Below are 16,485 nucleotides of genomic sequence, written 5' to 3'. Positions count from 1 at the left end.
ATACACTTTTGAAGAATATCGAACTTGGTTCGGCCTTAGGAAACCTGATGTGTGGGTTTCAATAAGTCATTCACTGTTTTCACAGGATTGAATGTTGCCAGTGGCACCTCAACAAAAATCGTGTTCCAATATGCCATGGCCCCATTCCAAAGACCTGGTAATTCCAAAGCTTTTAGAGGACGGCCCTCTTTTGTTTTTTCAGTGATAAAGCCTTGCTTATGATCAATATAATTCAATAGACTATATTTTTCACCTTTATAGTTCTTCACACCACAGACCAAATCCACAGGATTGAAATGTGTGGCATTTTTAAGAATATCAACCTGCTTTGTATTGGACATATCGATCTGGGCAGATTCAATAATCTGTAAGGACACATGATTATGCGAATTCTTGATCCAGAAAGGACCGCCACCGGGCTCCCCTTCATTTTTGACCATACCGCAAATGCGGATCGGTCTATTTATCTTGTCTTTCAATATTTCAATCTGCTCCCCGATACTGAAACTCGAGTATTTATCCACAAAACGCACATTGAGTTCGTTCTCTAGGAATTCCTTGATTTCCGACATGATATTTGCCGTCAAATTATTGTCATCGATTCTTTTGGCATAGGCAAATGCTTTCTCCTGTACTTTCAACAATAGGCCTGCCAACATTTTTTTACTCTTTGTAAGTTCTTCCTGGGCATTGGGCACAACCACATTGTCGATATTTTTAATGAATATGATATCGGCATCCTCCTCATCTAGGTTCTCGATCAAGGCCCCATGACCTCCAGGTCTAAAAAGAAGCGATCCGTCAGCATTGCGGAAAGGTTTATTATCCATATCAACCGCAATGGTATCCGTTGAGCTTTTTTGATAGGAATAAGTGACATGGAAAACCGTATTTGTGGCTTTGCGCAATCGCTCGTTGATTTTGGCATATTCCTTCGTAAACATATCGATATGCTGTTCGGAAATCGTAAAATGCAAATGCGCCTCCCCATCGACCATGGCATAATTCGACGCCTCCTTCAAATGTTTCTCGAAAGGCGTTGCCGTATGTTCCCCGTAGTTGTGAAAAGGTAAAAGTCCTTTAGGATAGAAGCCGTAATTCAAAGCTTCCTCAGACATCATTTCCTTTACAAAAAGATAGAGCTCCTCATCGGGATTGGTTGTCTTTCCTTTTATCCGTTCCATGATGGTTTCATAAAAGGGGAATTTTTTCAATCCATCCCTAAAAACCCGTAAATCAGAATCATGGGTTCGCTCGAAATATTGTTCCAAACTTTCCTTTGCGGGATCATAGGCTTCCAAGAAATTAAACAAAGCCTTGAACATCCTGGACGCAGCCCCCGAAGCAGGTACGAATTTCAGAAGTGACAAGCCTTTTTTGGCCTCTTCGAACTTATTGGCCAACTCTTTCTGTTCACGTACCGTAAATTTAAGAATACCATCACCGACAACGGCCGCCTTAACTAAATTCACAAAGGGAATCCCTTCCTCGAAAATCTGAATTTGATTTCTGACTTTTTCTTTATCAATGCCTTTTTCGGCCAATTGTTTTAAATCGTTTTCGGTAAATTGAATCATTTTTCCAATAGGTTATCTATATGTTCGACTGCGGTTTTTAAACGGGTTTTTTTATCCCCTTTTAAGATAATGAATTTCCTGTTATACTTCTCCAATGTGTCTTTAAAATACAAAAACATCCGTTCACGTTCATTGGGCTTGTCCCTTAAATCGTCTTTCTCCCAAGGGATATCAATGTATGTAAGTAAATAAAGATCATATTGGTTTTCCAAGGCATACTTTTCCAGAAGTGGATCACAGTACCCAAGATAATACGCTTCGGAATACACTTTGGTCTCCAATAAATCGGTATCGCAAATTAGGACTTTCGATGCTTTTTTGGCCAAATCATTCTCAAGAAGCATTTGCCCTTCGGCAATTGGCAATAGATCTTCGGGCTCACAGGTCTTTCGTTCGTTATTCCATTTATCCTGAAGATATTCCCTTGCATATTCTGGTACCCAAACAGAGTGGTAATGTCGTGCCAGTTGTTCCGAAAGGGTGGTTTTCCCCGTAGATTCCGGACCGAATAATACTATTTTGACAATGTCAGCGGGTTGCTGTCTAAATTTCTCTTCCATGCGAGGTATCCGAATATAGCTATTATTGTAAATATAAGATACTGAAAACTTGTAAACGTAAATCCTTTATAAAAATATAGGGGAACCGAAATTATATCCCCCACGATCCAATACAACCAATTTTCAACCTTCCGTTTGGCCATAAGCCACATCCCCACAAAGAAAACCGCTGTTGTTACGGTATCTACATAGGCGGTCCAGCTTGTCCATTTATCGAACATTTGATAGACGACAAAAACAAAGACCAAGGTGGCCATAAAAATCAAGATTGATATTTTATGCTCTTTACTAGTTGTTCTTGTTATTGGTGTAAAATGTGAATCGTCGACTTTTCGTGTCCAAACATACCACCCATAGAGACTCATTATAAAATAATAGCCGTTGATCATCATATCCCCGATCAATCCCCATTTAAAAAGAAGGTAGACGTAAATGGAGGTACTGATCAATCCCGTGGGATAAACCAGAATGTTGTTTTGTTTTGAATACCAGACAGATAGCAGTCCAAAAATAACCGCAACAATCTCTAAAACAATATAATAAGTTTCATAGTCGGCATATTGCCCGAACAAAAACTCAAAAATGGGGCTCATACGCGCTACGGTCAGATTTTACCAATTTCATATAGAGCAGACCGCGATCCATCAATTCAAAAGCCGTTTTGATCTCGGTGTTCAACACCTTCATCACCTCATCATAAGGCCCGTATACTTGGGTGCTTAACGGATTCTCCAAAATCGTTAGTCCGGATGCCCTTAATTTTTTAATAAAGTTGATGATATGCTGTTCAAAATCATCCTGTAGTGGTGAAAAAGTAAGTTCTACTGATATTTCCATGATTGTAATATAAATTTATTTTTTAACGGCATAAACACAGGTGAAGCCTTCAAATTCCAGAAATTTAAGCCTGTAATAGGTTGTATCCCCTTTATAATTGATCTCTCCTTCCAATATTTCGTCCGAAAATTCAAAATCATTGATGTAAATATGGCTTAGGAAACTAAGTCCCACCGTAGCATAGATCTTATACAGCGATTCCTTACAGCCCCAGATTACGGTATATTTACGAACGAGGTCTTTCCTGTCCTTAATGTGGGCATAGGCCTCGGTCGGAGTGAATTTATGTGCTATACGGGTAATCAAATCGCGTTGCATCTCAATATCGATGCCGACCTCCTGATCCGTACTTATAATAATCCCGGTAAATTGATGCGAATGGGTAATACTGATGTGGTTACCATCATATAAATGTGGTTTGCCAACCTTGTCATAGTATAAATCCTTGTCCTCGTAGCCGGCCTCGGCCATTAAATGGCGGATACTTAAAAAGCCCTTGCGGTGCAATTCGGACTTCATGCCATCCATACGGTTTTGACAGTGTTCGGTAAGCTCAACGGCCTTCGATAGTTCCTTTTCGGTTTCTTCTATCTTCCAAATATATACTTTGATCGACGGGGTAACTTCTATTGTCTTGTAAAGAGGCATGTTGTTATTTAGGATATTCGTAACTTTGCAATTCTTAAAAAAAGAGCAATAGTTAACAACGAAAGTAAAAAGAAAAAAGGATATGGCTACCAAAACCGTTTCATATGTGCCCAATAAGGTTAAAGATATTACCCTAGCGGATTGGGGAAGAAAAGAGATTACCTTGGCCGAAGCAGAAATGCCAGGGCTTATGGCACTTCGGGAAGAATACAAGGATGAACAACCCCTTAAAGGGGCCCGAATTGCGGGTTGCTTGCATATGACCATACAAACTGCGGTTTTAATCGAAACCTTGGTTGCGCTTGGTGCCGATGTCACCTGGAGTTCCTGTAATATTTTCTCAACTCAAGACCATGCCGCCGCTGCCATTGCTGCCACTGGTGTTCCTGTGTATGCCTGGAAAGGGATGAACGAAGAGGAATTTGACTGGTGCATAGAGCAAACTTTATTCTTTGGTAAAGACCGCAAACCGTTGAATATGATCTTGGATGATGGTGGGGATCTTACAAATATGGTTTTGGACAAATATCCTGAACTCGCTTCTGCGGTAAAAGGATTATCGGAAGAAACCACAACTGGAGTCCATCGTTTATACGAAAGGGTTAAGAATGGCACCTTGCCAATGCCCGCCATCAATGTAAACGATTCGGTAACCAAATCTAAATTCGATAATAAATACGGTTGTCGTGAAAGTGCCGTAGATGCCATTCGTAGGGCAACCGACACCATGTTGGCCGGTAAACGCGTCGTAGTCGCCGGGTATGGCGACGTAGGTAAGGGCACAGCCGCTTCATTTAAGGGTGCAGGCGCTATTGTAACCGTTACCGAGATCGATCCTATCTGTGCCTTACAAGCCTGTATGGACGGTTTTGAAGTGAAGAAATTAGAGAATGTGGTCGGCAATGCTGATATTGTAATCACAACCACAGGAAATAAAGATATTATTAGGGAAGAGCATTTTAAAGCCATGCGGGACAAAGTAATCGTGTGTAATATCGGACATTTCGACAATGAAATCGATATGGCTTGGTTGAACACCAACTATGGCAATACCAAGGATGAAATAAAACCACAGGTAGACAAATACACCATTGACGGCAAAGACATTATCGTTTTGGCAGAAGGGCGTTTGGTCAACCTTGGATGTGCCACTGGCCACCCAAGTTTTGTAATGAGCAACTCGTTCACCAATCAGACCTTGGCCCAGATAGAGCTTTGGAAAAATAGTGACGCCTATGAAAACAAGGTATATATGCTACCCAAACATCTGGACGAAAAAGTTGCTAAATTGCATTTATCAAGATTGGGTGCCGAGCTTACAGAGCTCCGTGAAGACCAAGCAAAATATATCGGGGTAACCGTAGAAGGTCCTTTTAAACCCGATTATTACAGGTACTAGAATAAGCCACGTGCTTCACAAAGCACAGGTATTGGATACAAAAAAACCTTGTTCTACATAGAACAAGGTTTTTTTTCGTTTTACCCATAAACCCTTAAAAAGGATCATAACCAAATTTCTGGCCACCAACCGATGCATCGGCCATTAAACCAGCCTTTGGTAGGGCAAACACGGCTACACCGTCTTTGTATTTGGCATTAACGGCAATTCCGGACTTCAAGGCAACAGCCGAAGCTTCCGCTGCAAACTGGAACTTCCCTTCCTTAAACCGGGCTAAGTCTGTCGGGGTTTCAAAAAAGATCACTTCGATAATCGCCTGTCCGCCAGCCTGCAATCCAATATTCAGTTTCTTTAGGTCAGCCATTCCCACGACATCCCCCTTCTCATAGACGACTCCCTTTCCGGAAGCACCACCGATAATAAATCCACCTTTACCCACATTAGGGAAAATCACAAACCCTGCAGATGTATCAAAAAACTTTTCTATGCCCGCATCTGTCTTCAACATGGTTTTTTTAGCCTTTGTGGCATCCTGCATTAACTTCTTCTCACTCCGTGTCTGTCCTGTAGCAACACTCATCATCAATATCATAGACATCACGGCCATTAACCTGAACATTTTCATAGTATTAACTTTTAGAATTATTACATCAAAGATAAAACGCAATATGGGGAATCCATATTCCCAGACACATAAGAATATGTTAATAAGCACAGTAGAAAACCTAGCAACCTTTTGGTATTCCAAAAGCCTACCGTTTAAAGAAAAAGCCCAGCTTAACGATTTAGTTTTAAGAATCATTTTCGGGTCAAATCATTTTTTCGGTACTTCGTACAAAATTCAACGATATGACAATTTTTGTGGACATGGATGAGGTGATTGCCGATACGTTTGGCGCACATATTGAAATTTACAATACTGAATTCAATGGAAACCTTACCCCAGAAGCCTGTAAGGGATCCGAAGTTTGGAAAATGGTCCCCAAAGCCCATCAGGAAAGTATACGGAAACACGCAACCCGAAGGGGTTTCTTTAAAAATCTCAACCCTATTGAAGGCAGTAAGGATATTTTAAAGGAACTTGCTGAAAAGTATAATGTATATATCGCTTCGGCAGCCATGCAATTTCCGAATTCGCTAGAGGAAAAAAGCGAGTGGCTGGATGAACATTTCCCTTTTATCCCATGGCAAAACAGGATCTTATGCGGACACAAACACATCTTAAAAGGGGACGTATTAATTGATGACCGAAGCTACAACCTTGAAATGTTCAACGGTAGATCAATCTTGTATTCATCCCCACACAATGCCTACACCAATGGTTTCGAAAGGGCCGATACATGGGAAGAGATCGGGGAAAAGTTACTCTAGATGATATACAAACAGAAAAACCCCTTCCATTTCTGGAAAGGGTTTTCTATTTCTTGAAAATACAAGATATTAGGCCTCAAAAGGCTCTATGGAAACATAGGATTTCCCTCCTGCTTTCTTTTGAAATTTTACGATTCCGTCTACTCTTGCATGTAAGGTATGATCCTTACCTGCATAGACATTCTCTCCTGGATTGTGTCTAGTACCTCGTTGTCTAACGATGATATTACCAGCGATGGCCGCCTGGCCACCAAAAATCTTAACCCCTAAGCGTTTCGATTCTGATTCCCTACCGTTTTTCGAACTACCTACACCTTTCTTGTGAGCCATTTTTTTCGGTTTTTATTGTTATACTTAATGGTTTGGCTATTATGCCTTGCCACCGTCTAATTCGTCTTGCCATTTTTTCAACTCATCCCATTTACCCTCAGCAGCCAATTTAGCTTGTGCCGGCCAAGTGTCTGTTACGTGGTTGCCACGAACATCTGCAATGATTTCAGCGATCTTATCCGCCTTGGTATTTGCCAATTCAGCAAAAGTTGATATTCCTGCAGCGATTAAGGTCTCTGCAATTTTAGGTCCAATACCTTCAACTTTTTTCAAATCATCGGCTTTCTTGGGAGCCGCTTTTTTTGGTGCTGCTTTAGCTTTGGGCGCTTCTGCCTTTACAGCTGCCTTTTTTGGTGCTGCTTTAGCTTTTGGTGCTGCCGCGGCTTTTGCTGGAGCTGCTTTTTTCGCTCCGGAAGCAACAATGCTCTCAACAACGATTTCAGTAAAAGATTGACGATGGCCATTCTTTACAGCATAACCTTTACGTCTTTTCTTTTTAAAGACAATAACTTTGTCACCTCTTAGGTGTTTAACGACTTTAGCCTCAACAGCGGCTCCGTCTATAGCTGGGGCGCCAACAGTAACGTTCTTACCATCATCCAAAAGAAGTACATTGTCAAAAGTTACCTTTTTCCCTTCTTCCGCTTGCAAACGGTGAACATATACTTTCTGGTCTTTCGCAACTTTAAATTGCTGCCCTGCCATCTCTACAATTGCATACATAGCGTATATATTAGTTAAATTTTAAGCCTACCTTTTTGGATAGGCGGGTGCAAATATACTGCTAATTCATTAATGTACAAGCGATTTACAAATAAAAAATGACCTAAAAACCACGGCTGTCCAACGTCTTATAATATTCTTGCTTTCCGGGTTATTTGTTCGACTTGAATAGTTGCATAATGGTCAATGTAATTACCAAGGTGGTGGCAAAACCCATTATACCCACCGTAAAAAATACGATAGCCTCAAAATTCTTGAACTCCCCCGACCAAGCTTTGGACAACTCAATCAGAAATTCGGTATTGAGTTCTGTTGCGTAGAGCGCAAAGAAAAAGGTGAATATTATCGTGGCGACGCTTCCGGTTACCATACCGGCCTTAAATCCTTTACCGTAATTAAACCGTTCGGCCTCTTTGATCTTAAAGAACTTTATGGCCTCATAAATACCAAATCCTGTGATAACTCCATTAAAAATACTATAAAACACATTCGTATGCACACCGAACAAGGACAAAATCAAAAAATAGGCAATCAGGCATCCGCTAGTGGCTATTCCGAATCGAATGGGTAGGGAAAAATGCTTCATTGAACTGGTTATTTTTGGTTAATTCCCTTAAAATAAGCATTATATATTCAATTCGGCTTAAAATCTTGTTAAAGACCAAGGAACAATCGGATGCTTATCCTTAAAAATATATATTAGCATATCCAATAATAAAAGCTCATTGTCCAATATAATAACCCATAATCCTATGAGAATAAAAACATCGCTACTAGGTGTGCTGGCCCTATTCTTTTTGCCAACCATCTCTGCCCAAGAGGTTTCTTTCGAAGAATATGACCTTGACAACGGTCTTCACGTAATTTTACACCAAGACAATAACGCCCCTGTGGTAACCACATCGGTCATGTACCATGTAGGTGCCAAGGATGAAAATCCAGAGAAAACAGGTTTTGCCCATTTTTTCGAACATTTATTGTTCGAAGGCACGAAAAACATAAAACGTGGGGAATGGTTTAAGATCGTGTCCTCGAACGGAGGCCAAAACAATGCAAACACCACCCAGGACCGTACCTATTATTATGAGGTATTCCCTTCAAACAATTTAGAATTGGGTCTTTGGTTGGAATCGGAACGAATGATGCACCCTATAATCAACCAAATCGGGGTAGATACCCAAAGCGAGGTGGTTCAAGAGGAACGAAGGATGCGTTATGACAATTCCCCTTATGGAAGATGGCGCGAACAAATGTTCATACACCTTTTCAAAAAACATCCATATCGCTGGCAGACCATTGGTTCCCTGGAGCATTTGGCCAATGCCTCTTTGGATGATTTTAAAGCGTTCAACAAAACTTATTATGTACCCAACAATGCCGTATTGGTCGTCGCGGGGGACATTTCCTTGGAAAAGACCAAAAAAATGGTGCAGGATTATTTTGGACCCATCCCAAAAGGGAAGGACATTCAGCGCCAAACGTTCGTAGAAGACCCCATTACCACCCCAATAAAGGCCGAATACCGTGACCCGAATATACAGATCCCCGCTATTTTCCTCGGCTACAGAACTCCCGCACAAACCAATAGGGATGCCTATGTGTTAGACATGGTCTCTACGTATTTAAGTGATGGCAAAAGTTCCAAACTTTACAAGAAATTGGTCGATGAAGAGAAAAAGGCCCTTCAGGTGTTTGCTTTCAATGGTTCGCAGGAAGATTATGGAGCCTATGTTGTTGGTGCACTCCCGGTTGGGGAAACCTCATTGGAAGACCTTCAAAAAGATATCGACGAGGAAATCGGGAAGTTACAATCCGAATTGATATCCGAAAAGGATTATCAAAAACTTCAGAATAAATTTGAGAATATGTTCGTAAACTCAAATAGCAGTATTTCGGGCATAGCGAATTCACTGGCGAGATATTATATGCTATACGACAACACGGGCTTGATCAATAATGAAATCGAAATTTACCGATCGATCACAAGGGAGGAAATATTGGAAGTATCCAATAAGTACCTTAAACCGAATCAACGAGTAGCGTTGGAATATTTACCCCTAGAAGCAACAGAAAACTAAAAAACAATGAAAAAGTTATATATAACCTTGATCCTTGGTTTTATCGCCTTTAATTTACAGGCCCAGATTGACAGAAGTAAGATGCCTGAACCTGGCCCTGCCCCAGAAATCAATTTGAGTGAACCACTACATTACGAACTCAAAAACGGACTTAAGGTCTTAGTGGTCGAAAATCACAAATTGCCACGGGTATCCATGCAATTGCTTATAGACAACCCGCCAACACTTGAAGGTGAAAAAGCTGGGGTTTCGGCCCTTACCGCCAGTCTTTTGGGCAATGGATCCAAGTCCATCCCAAAAGATGATTTTAACGAGGAGGTGGATTTTCTAGGAGCACGTATCAATTTTGGTTCCCAAAGTGCCTATGCCAGTTCATTATCAAAATATTTCCCAAGGATCTTCGAACTTATGGCCGATGCTGCCATTAACCCCAATTTTACCGAGGAAGAATTTGAAAAGGAAAAACAGAAATTACTCACTTCCCTAAAATCAATGGAAAAGGATGTTTCCGCGATTTCCAACCGCGTGGCCAATGCCTTGGCCTACGGTACCGGCCACCCTTACGGGGAATATGTTACCGAAGAAACGGTAAAGAATGTAACCTTGCTCGATGTCGTCCAATTTTATGAAGATTATTTTGTGCCCGCCAATGCCTATTTGGTCGTTGTTGGGGATGTTGAATTCAACAAGGTGAAAAGCTTGGTCGATGAATATTTTACCCCTTGGATAAAAGCAACTCCACCTTCCTTATCCTTCTCTAAACCCTCCAATGTCCAATATACCCAAATCAACTTTGTCGATGTTCCCAATGCCGTACAATCCGAAGTCATCGTTGAAAGTTTAGCCGACCTCCAAATGAAGAACGATGACTTTTTAGCTGCTCTTCTGGCCAATAAAATCCTTGGTGGTGGTGCACAAGCCCGCCTATTTTTAAATCTAAGGGAAGACAAGGCGTATACCTATGGTGCCTATTCGCAAATCGGAAATGACAAATATGCACCCTCTCCTTTTACCGCCAGTGCAAAAGTCCGTAACGTGGTTACCGATAGTGCGGTGGTTGAAATTTTAAAGGAGATTGACAACATCGTGAAACAACCTGTCACCGATGAGGAATTAAAAGATGCGAAGGCCAAATACGTAGGGAGTTTTGTACTGGCCTTGGAAAAGCCGGAAACCATTGCCCGATATGCCTTGAATATTGAGACTGAAGGACTGCCAAAAGATTATTACAGAACATATTTGGAACGCCTGAATGCCGTTACCAAGGAAGATGTGCAAAAAGCCGCCCAAAAGTACATGAGCATCAATAATGCCCGTGTAGTGGTCACGGGAAAAGGAAGCGAGGTCATTGAAAACTTGGAAAAGATCACCTTCAATGGTGAAAAGGTCCCGGTAAAATATTATGATAAATTCGCTAAAAACACAGAAAAACCTAAGTTTTGAGACTGACATCGTTTAAGATCCTATGACTTGTTTTTACAATAAAAACCCCAAATCTTGATGGGGGTGAAAAATCGAACAAAGACCGTTATTTTATGACGGTCTTTTTTTTCGGTTTACCAAATACACTCCAAAAAGTATGACCACACCACCCATCAGTTGATATACATTGATAGACTCCCCATCCCAAACACCCCAAAGTACGGCCACGATAGGAATTACATAGGTGACCGAGGCCGCAAAAACCGGACTTGACAAATGAATCAATTTATTAAAATAGATATTGGCCACCGCCGTGCCCAATACGGCCAAAATCAATAAAAACCACATCGATCGCTGCATTTCCCCATCACTACCAATACTACCAAAAAAGCCCGTATAATGGACTATGGCCAAAGCAGGGACAAATGCCACTGCAAAACTTCCCGTGGTTACGGCCAATGGACTCAAATGAGCCAAATGTTTTTTTATGATATTTATATTCAAGGCATAGCCCAAAGCTGATAGTATAATATAAATTGAATACCAATAGTTTTGATCTTGACTAAACTCCATTCCTGTGACAATCAGGACCAAAGTTCCCAAAAGTCCAATAACCACTCCTAAAATCTGTTTTTTGGTGACAAGCACACCAAACAGTACAACCCCAACAATGGTAGTCAATAAAGGAACCACAGAATTAAAGATCGATGTAACCCCACTATCCAGTTGGGTTTGTGCCAGAGCGAACAGAAATGGTGGAAAGAACGAACTCAATAAGCCAGCAAAAAAAATCCACTTCCAATCCCTCAAAGTCAATCCCCATACACTGCGATAACCAAAAACGAATAGGAAAGAAGAAGCAAGAACAATACGCAACCCTCCCAACTGAATGGCACTAAGGCCGATCAACGCCTTTTTAATCAATATGAAGGAAGAGCCCCATACCAATGAAAGAACAATGAGATAGATCCATTTTCTGACTGCTTCGTTCACCGATTCAATTTTTACAAAAGTGAAACTTTAGATCCAATTAAAAGGTGATTAATATGTAATTTTAATCCTATAAAAGATTCCCTTTCAGGTAAATAAAAAAATATACCTGCTTGAAAATGGCATCGCTACCCCGGATGGGGACGCGCAAAGCCTTTGAGACAATAAATTGATGCCTTTCGGTTTTCATTGGTCGCCGTAGACAGTGTATTACCAGGTGTCCCATAAACATACTAATTGCTATGGATACCCAGGTTTTATATGAATTTTGGATTGATAGTCGTTCCACCTGGATTCGGATTATATAAACAAACATCAAAAAAAATGGATTCGATGCAATAACAGATACGATTTGTCATAAAAACAAATAGGTATTATGTATTTTTGAAAAAGGAAGATGATCAGTCCCTATTGGGAAACGGAAGTAGAACCATAACGCTGACCCCTGCCGAAGGGAATACCGATGATATTGCGGAAACAACCCCAAACATCAGAATAAAGAACTATAATTAAATTTGTAAAAATTAAAAAAACAATAGAATGAAAAAGTTTTTAAGCCTTATAGCCGTAGTATTCCTTATTTCGAACATCTCGTGCAAAGATGAAAAAAAGGCTGACGAAAATGCCTCTGAAAACCAGATGGCAAAGGTCATGGCCATTCATGATGAAGTAATGCCCAAAATGAGTGTAATGGGTAAAATGGTCGGAGAATTGAGCAGTAAGGAAGATAGTACTGAATTGGGGTTACAATACAAGAATGCCAGAAAGGGCTTGCAAGATGCCCATAAAGCCATGATGGATTGGATGCAAGGCTTTGGCAACCGATTTGATTCCGATGAGATTTTGAACGGAAAGGCACTTACGCCGCAAAAACAAAGTTGGCTGGATGAAGAGGAAGTAAAGATAAAAGCCCTTCGCGAACAGATCAATACCAGCATCGCCAATGCCGAAAAACTACTCGGCACGGAATAACGGCATACAATTATTGTGGTTAGCTATCCCCTATAAAAAAATAGGGGTAGGTTTCTAGTGCGCTTATTTCCAACGGACACTTTCCATGAACTTCTTTATATCGTTCTGCAAATAAGTAGCAGCGGGATATATGGAATCATAATTGGGCTTCACATAGAAATAAAGGGAACCGGTCACAAAATGATCGGTACTGTCGGTAACATAAAACTGGGCTTGTGAAGCGGCATTCCCTACAACCTCGAAGAACATTCCGTATACCCGATCCTTTTCATTCACGAAGGGATGTGGCACAATACCATCAGCTTTAGCGGAGTGTTCTATGGATAATTTTTGGGCGTCCATCAATAATTTGTCAATATCCCCATTGACATCCTTATAGGTCACAAACAGCGAGCCTTTCAAGGCCGGATAATCCAAGGTCATTGAATTGGCATCCTTTTGACTGAAAATGCTAGTTTGGTTCTTTAGAAACTTAAAATGATCTGTTTCAATGGTTCCGTAATCCGATTTAGGGTATTCCAATCGCAATTTGGCCTTAGGCTTGGGAATCACCTCATCTTGGCAACCCATAACAATACCAATAAAAAACAATAAAAAAAGGATACGCTTAATTCTCATGTGGCAAAATCACTTTAATTTGTTTCAATCTTTTCTTATCCAGACTTTCTACGATGAATTCGTAATTCTTAAATTCTACCTTATCGCCTTTTTTGGGAAAGCTTCCGGCTATCTCCAATACAAAACCGGCAATGGTCTCGGATTCCCCTTTTTGTTCCTCGAAATCGCCATCGTCATCCATCTTCACCACCCTATAAAAATCCTTTAAGGCCGTCTTTCCATCAAAGACATAATTATAATCATCCAATTTGGAATATACCAAATCCTCATCATCAAATTCGTCACTGATATCACCCACAATCTCCTCAATAATATCCTCAAGGGTAACGATACCCGAAGTACCCCCATATTCGTCGACCACCACGGCCAAATGGTTTTTCTTTTCCTGGAACTCCAACAAAAGATCATCCAACTTCTTGTTTTCCGGAACAAAATAGGGTTCCCGGATCAAGGAAATCCAATTAAAGGACTTTCGATCTATAAAGGGCAAAAGGTCTTTTACGTAAAGTACACCCAAGACATTATCCATGTTCTCAGAGAATACGGGAATTCTGGAGTAGCCTTGTTTTTTTATCTCACTGAGCACATCGGGAAATTTCATATCCTCACTTAAAGCGAACAAATCGATGCGCGGGCGCATCACCTGTTTGGTATCGGTATTACCAAAGGAAACAATACCCTCCAATAATTTTTGCTCTTCCTTTGTGGTATCCCCCTCAGATGTCAATTCCAAGGCTTGGGACAAATGATCCACACTAAGACTCGATTTATGTGTGCCCAATCTTTTGTTTAGGTATATCGTACTTGAGCGCATAGGCAAGCTCAAGGGGGAAAAAAGAAAATCGAGCACTTTAAGTGGATACGCCATAAAATGGGAAAAACTCACTCTATTTCTATTAGCATAGACCTTGGGTAAAATCTCGCCAAACATCAGAATCAAAAAAGTTGCCACAACAACCTCCAAAAGAAAACGTACCGAAATAAAATTGAACAGAAAATAATTGATGTTTGAGAACAAGGTGTCCCCAATCAAGTTAAAAATAAGTACCACTCCAATATTGATGGCATTGTTGGCAATTAATATGGTCGCCAATAATTTTTTGGGACGTTCGAGCAATTTCACCACAATATTGCCCTTGGCCGTCTTATCCTGTTCTATGGTGTTAATGTCTGTTGGGGACAAACCGAAGAAGGCCACCTCAGCACCGGAAATAAGGGCTGAACAAAACAATAATATGATTAGCATGGTAACATTGAGTACAAAAGCACCCTCCATAGCTATAGAATTCAGGGAAAAACTAAGGGGTTCTGGGTCCAACAGTCAAATTTTAATTTTTATAGGGTCTAAAATGGCAAATCATCATCATCGGGTTCAACTGATGGTGTTGGTTCAGCAGGCCTTGTCGGTTCGTTATGTTGTACCGGTTGTGCTGGTTTCGATGATTGGGTGGTTTGCGATGGTTGACCGGTTGCCTGTGCATTGGCCATACTTTCCTTTTTGGTGCTTAAGAAAGTGAAATCCTGCACATGCACTTCGGTGGTATAGCGCGTATTGCCATCCTCACCTTGCCATTGCCTATTCTTTAATCGTCCCTCAACGTATATCTTATCCCCTTTACTAAGGTATTTTTCACAAATTTCGGCGGCCTTATTGCGCACAACAATGTTATGCCAATCGGTATTGGTCACACGTTCACCTGTTTGTTTATTGGTATAGGACTCATTGGTTGCAATAGGAAACCTCCCTATACTACCACCACCCTCAAAATAGTGCATTTTCACTTCGTCACCCAAATGCCCGATGAGCATTACTTTATTCAATGTTCCACTCATAATTTTCGTCTAATGTCCAAAAGTACTAAATTTTAAATGTTTTAATAAAATCAGCTATCAAAACCGGTACGGGATATGCCTCCAAAGTTCCGAAATCAATTCCATTCCCCATATAGGAATCTGTTTTTACGATCCAGAATTTAGTGTATAAATGCTGATGTGATAATTTATGCACAATATCATCTTGATTAAATTGATGGATTTCCGGGGCGTCCTCAATGGTAATTACCTCGTTATACCTTTGTTCCATTTCGGCCAAATTGATATTCCCTTTGGTTTCCAACAAGGGGAACTCCCAAAGATTCTGCCAAATCCCCCTCCCTTTACGCTGTTGCAACAAGGTCCTATTTTCCGAATCGATAACGACCAAATAATTAAAATATCTTTTTCTGACCTTCGTCTTATTTTGTTTTACCGGAAGTTCATCAACCCGTTTCTTTTGAAGCGCCACACAACCCTGATTCAGTGGACAACCTTGGCAATCGGGATTTTTTGGAACACACTGTATGGCACCAAACTCCATTATGGCCTGATTGTAGTCCCGTATTTGCCCAACATCCATGACCTCCCTTGCCATTTGCTTAAAATAACGAATACCTTCAGAACTGTTGATCGGCGTTCCGATACCAAAATACCTGGAAAGCACCCTATAAACATTGCCATCGACCACAGGCTCAGGAATATCAAAACAGATAGAGGCAATGGCACTGGCCGTATAATCACCCACTCCTTTTAAACCAAGAAGTCCTTTAAAGGTATCGGGGAACACCCCTCCATATTCATTGACTACCATTTTTGCGGTTGCATGTAAATTCCTTGCCCTGGAATAATACCCCAACCCCTGCCATAATTTCAACACCTGATCCTCTGAGGCACGTGCCAAATCCTCAACGGTCGGGAACCGGTTTATGAACTTCAAATAATAGGGCAAACCCTGTGCCACCCTCGTCTGCTGAAGGATAATCTCTGAAAGCCAGATCTTATAGGGATCCGTACTTTGCCGCCATGGTAATGACCGTTTATTCTGAGCATACCAAAGAAGAATTTTATGTGAAAAAATCATGCACGTCAATACTATATGATAAAAGTAGCTGTTTATAGACTTAAAATTAGTTGATTAGGGCAAA

20 protein-coding genes are annotated in these 16,485 nt (G+C 40.8%); 6 read left to right on the top strand and 14 right to left on the bottom strand.

Annotated features, from left to right (window positions below; all coding sequences use genetic code 11):
* Positions 1–35: 35 nt before the first annotated feature.
* The 5 genes from LX92_RS02775 to LX92_RS02755 are packed head-to-tail and all read right to left on the bottom strand — an operon-like array spanning position 36 to position 3,622.
* Positions 36–1,577, bottom strand: coding sequence for a DUF4301 family protein (locus LX92_RS02775; protein WP_109648736.1), 1,542 nt, complete (start codon positions 1,575–1,577; stop codon positions 36–38).
* The gene (locus tag LX92_RS02770) at positions 1,574–2,137 is read right to left on the bottom strand and encodes an AAA family ATPase (RefSeq protein ID WP_109648735.1); all 564 of its coding nucleotides are present in this window, start codon (positions 2,135–2,137) and stop codon (positions 1,574–1,576) included. The genes LX92_RS02775 and LX92_RS02770 overlap by 4 nt, the downstream gene beginning before the upstream one ends.
* Complete coding sequence (gene pnuC / locus LX92_RS02765) at positions 2,092–2,730, bottom strand: nicotinamide riboside transporter PnuC (RefSeq protein ID WP_109648734.1); 639 nt, start codon at positions 2,728–2,730, stop codon at positions 2,092–2,094. Before pnuC ends, LX92_RS02770 begins: the two co-directional genes overlap by 46 nt.
* Entirely contained in the window at positions 2,714–2,974 is a 261-nt protein-coding gene (locus LX92_RS02760; protein WP_109648733.1) for a thiamine-binding protein, read from the bottom strand. Before LX92_RS02760 ends, pnuC begins: the two co-directional genes overlap by 17 nt.
* A 15-nt stretch (positions 2,975–2,989) precedes the next feature.
* Entirely contained in the window at positions 2,990–3,622 is a 633-nt protein-coding gene (locus LX92_RS02755) for a 4'-phosphopantetheinyl transferase family protein (RefSeq protein ID WP_109648732.1), read from the bottom strand.
* 82 nt (positions 3,623–3,704) lie between these two features.
* Here LX92_RS02755 and ahcY point away from each other — a divergent pair, with 82 nt between their 5' ends.
* On the top strand, positions 3,705–5,021 hold the full coding sequence (ahcY, locus tag LX92_RS02750; RefSeq protein ID WP_109648731.1) for an adenosylhomocysteinase: 1,317 nt from the start codon (positions 3,705–3,707) through the stop codon (positions 5,019–5,021).
* A 94-nt stretch (positions 5,022–5,115) separates the two neighbouring features.
* Here the strand turns inward: ahcY and LX92_RS02745 are convergent, their stop codons facing one another.
* Complete coding sequence (locus LX92_RS02745; protein ID WP_109649048.1) at positions 5,116–5,646, bottom strand: lipid-binding SYLF domain-containing protein; 531 nt, start codon at positions 5,644–5,646, stop codon at positions 5,116–5,118.
* Between the two features lie 224 nt (positions 5,647–5,870).
* Between LX92_RS02745 and LX92_RS02740 the strand changes: the two genes are divergently transcribed.
* A complete protein-coding gene (locus tag LX92_RS02740; protein ID WP_109648730.1) occupies positions 5,871–6,392 on the top strand; it encodes a 5' nucleotidase, NT5C type in 522 nt (173 codons plus the stop codon).
* 69 nt (positions 6,393–6,461) lie between these two features.
* Here LX92_RS02740 and rpmA read toward each other — a convergent pair whose 3' ends face one another.
* The 3 genes from rpmA to LX92_RS02725 form a co-directional block, all read right to left on the bottom strand.
* Entirely contained in the window at positions 6,462–6,722 is a 261-nt protein-coding gene (rpmA, locus tag LX92_RS02735; protein ID WP_109648729.1) for a 50S ribosomal protein L27, read from the bottom strand.
* 39 nt (positions 6,723–6,761) lie between these two features.
* The gene (gene rplU, locus LX92_RS02730; protein ID WP_109648728.1) at positions 6,762–7,445 is read right to left on the bottom strand and encodes a 50S ribosomal protein L21; all 684 of its coding nucleotides are present in this window, start codon (positions 7,443–7,445) and stop codon (positions 6,762–6,764) included.
* Positions 7,446–7,596: 151 nt separating this feature from the next.
* A complete protein-coding gene (locus LX92_RS02725) occupies positions 7,597–8,031 on the bottom strand; it encodes a DUF4199 domain-containing protein (RefSeq protein WP_109648727.1) in 435 nt (144 codons plus the stop codon).
* A gap of 166 nt (positions 8,032–8,197) precedes the next feature.
* Between LX92_RS02725 and LX92_RS02720 the strand changes: the two genes are divergently transcribed.
* Both LX92_RS02720 and LX92_RS02715 read left to right on the top strand, forming a co-directional pair.
* The gene (locus LX92_RS02720) at positions 8,198–9,523 is read left to right on the top strand and encodes a M16 family metallopeptidase (RefSeq protein WP_109648726.1); all 1,326 of its coding nucleotides are present in this window, start codon (positions 8,198–8,200) and stop codon (positions 9,521–9,523) included.
* A gap of 6 nt (positions 9,524–9,529) precedes the next feature.
* The gene (locus tag LX92_RS02715) at positions 9,530–10,966 is read left to right on the top strand and encodes a M16 family metallopeptidase (protein ID WP_109648725.1); all 1,437 of its coding nucleotides are present in this window, start codon (positions 9,530–9,532) and stop codon (positions 10,964–10,966) included.
* A 90-nt stretch (positions 10,967–11,056) separates the two neighbouring features.
* Here the strand turns inward: LX92_RS02715 and LX92_RS02710 are convergent, their stop codons facing one another.
* On the bottom strand, positions 11,057–11,938 hold the full coding sequence (locus tag LX92_RS02710; protein WP_109648724.1) for a DMT family transporter: 882 nt from the start codon (positions 11,936–11,938) through the stop codon (positions 11,057–11,059).
* Positions 11,939–12,319: 381 nt separating this feature from the next.
* Between LX92_RS02710 and LX92_RS22885 the strand changes: the two genes are divergently transcribed.
* Positions 12,320–12,448: a hypothetical protein gene (locus LX92_RS22885; RefSeq protein ID WP_262509836.1), complete on the top strand. Its 129-nt coding sequence runs from the start codon at positions 12,320–12,322 to the stop codon at positions 12,446–12,448.
* Between the two features lie 27 nt (positions 12,449–12,475).
* Positions 12,476–12,907: a hypothetical protein gene (locus tag LX92_RS02700; RefSeq protein WP_109648722.1), complete on the top strand. Its 432-nt coding sequence runs from the start codon at positions 12,476–12,478 to the stop codon at positions 12,905–12,907.
* A gap of 63 nt (positions 12,908–12,970) precedes the next feature.
* Here the strand turns inward: LX92_RS02700 and gldD are convergent, their stop codons facing one another.
* Genes gldD through mutY form a run of 4 tightly spaced genes read right to left on the bottom strand, consistent with a single transcriptional unit; the run spans position 12,971 to position 16,421 of the window.
* A complete protein-coding gene (gene gldD / locus LX92_RS02695; RefSeq protein ID WP_109648721.1) occupies positions 12,971–13,525 on the bottom strand; it encodes a gliding motility lipoprotein GldD in 555 nt (184 codons plus the stop codon).
* A complete protein-coding gene (locus LX92_RS02690) occupies positions 13,515–14,843 on the bottom strand; it encodes a gliding motility-associated protein GldE (RefSeq protein ID WP_223308313.1) in 1,329 nt (442 codons plus the stop codon). Before LX92_RS02690 ends, gldD begins: the two co-directional genes overlap by 11 nt.
* A 26-nt stretch (positions 14,844–14,869) precedes the next feature.
* Positions 14,870–15,358, bottom strand: coding sequence for a single-stranded DNA-binding protein (locus LX92_RS02685; protein WP_109648719.1), 489 nt, complete (start codon positions 15,356–15,358; stop codon positions 14,870–14,872).
* Between the two features lie 25 nt (positions 15,359–15,383).
* On the bottom strand, positions 15,384–16,421 hold the full coding sequence (gene mutY, locus LX92_RS02680) for an A/G-specific adenine glycosylase (RefSeq protein WP_109648718.1): 1,038 nt from the start codon (positions 16,419–16,421) through the stop codon (positions 15,384–15,386).
* Positions 16,422–16,485 lie beyond the last annotated feature (64 nt).

This window comes from Maribacter polysiphoniae, from assembly GCF_003148665.1.
Taxonomy (GTDB): Bacteria; Bacteroidota; Bacteroidia; order Flavobacteriales; family Flavobacteriaceae; genus Maribacter_A; species Maribacter_A polysiphoniae.
Note: the sequence above shows the minus strand (reverse complement) of the source record. Positions and strands in the feature narration are given on the sequence as shown.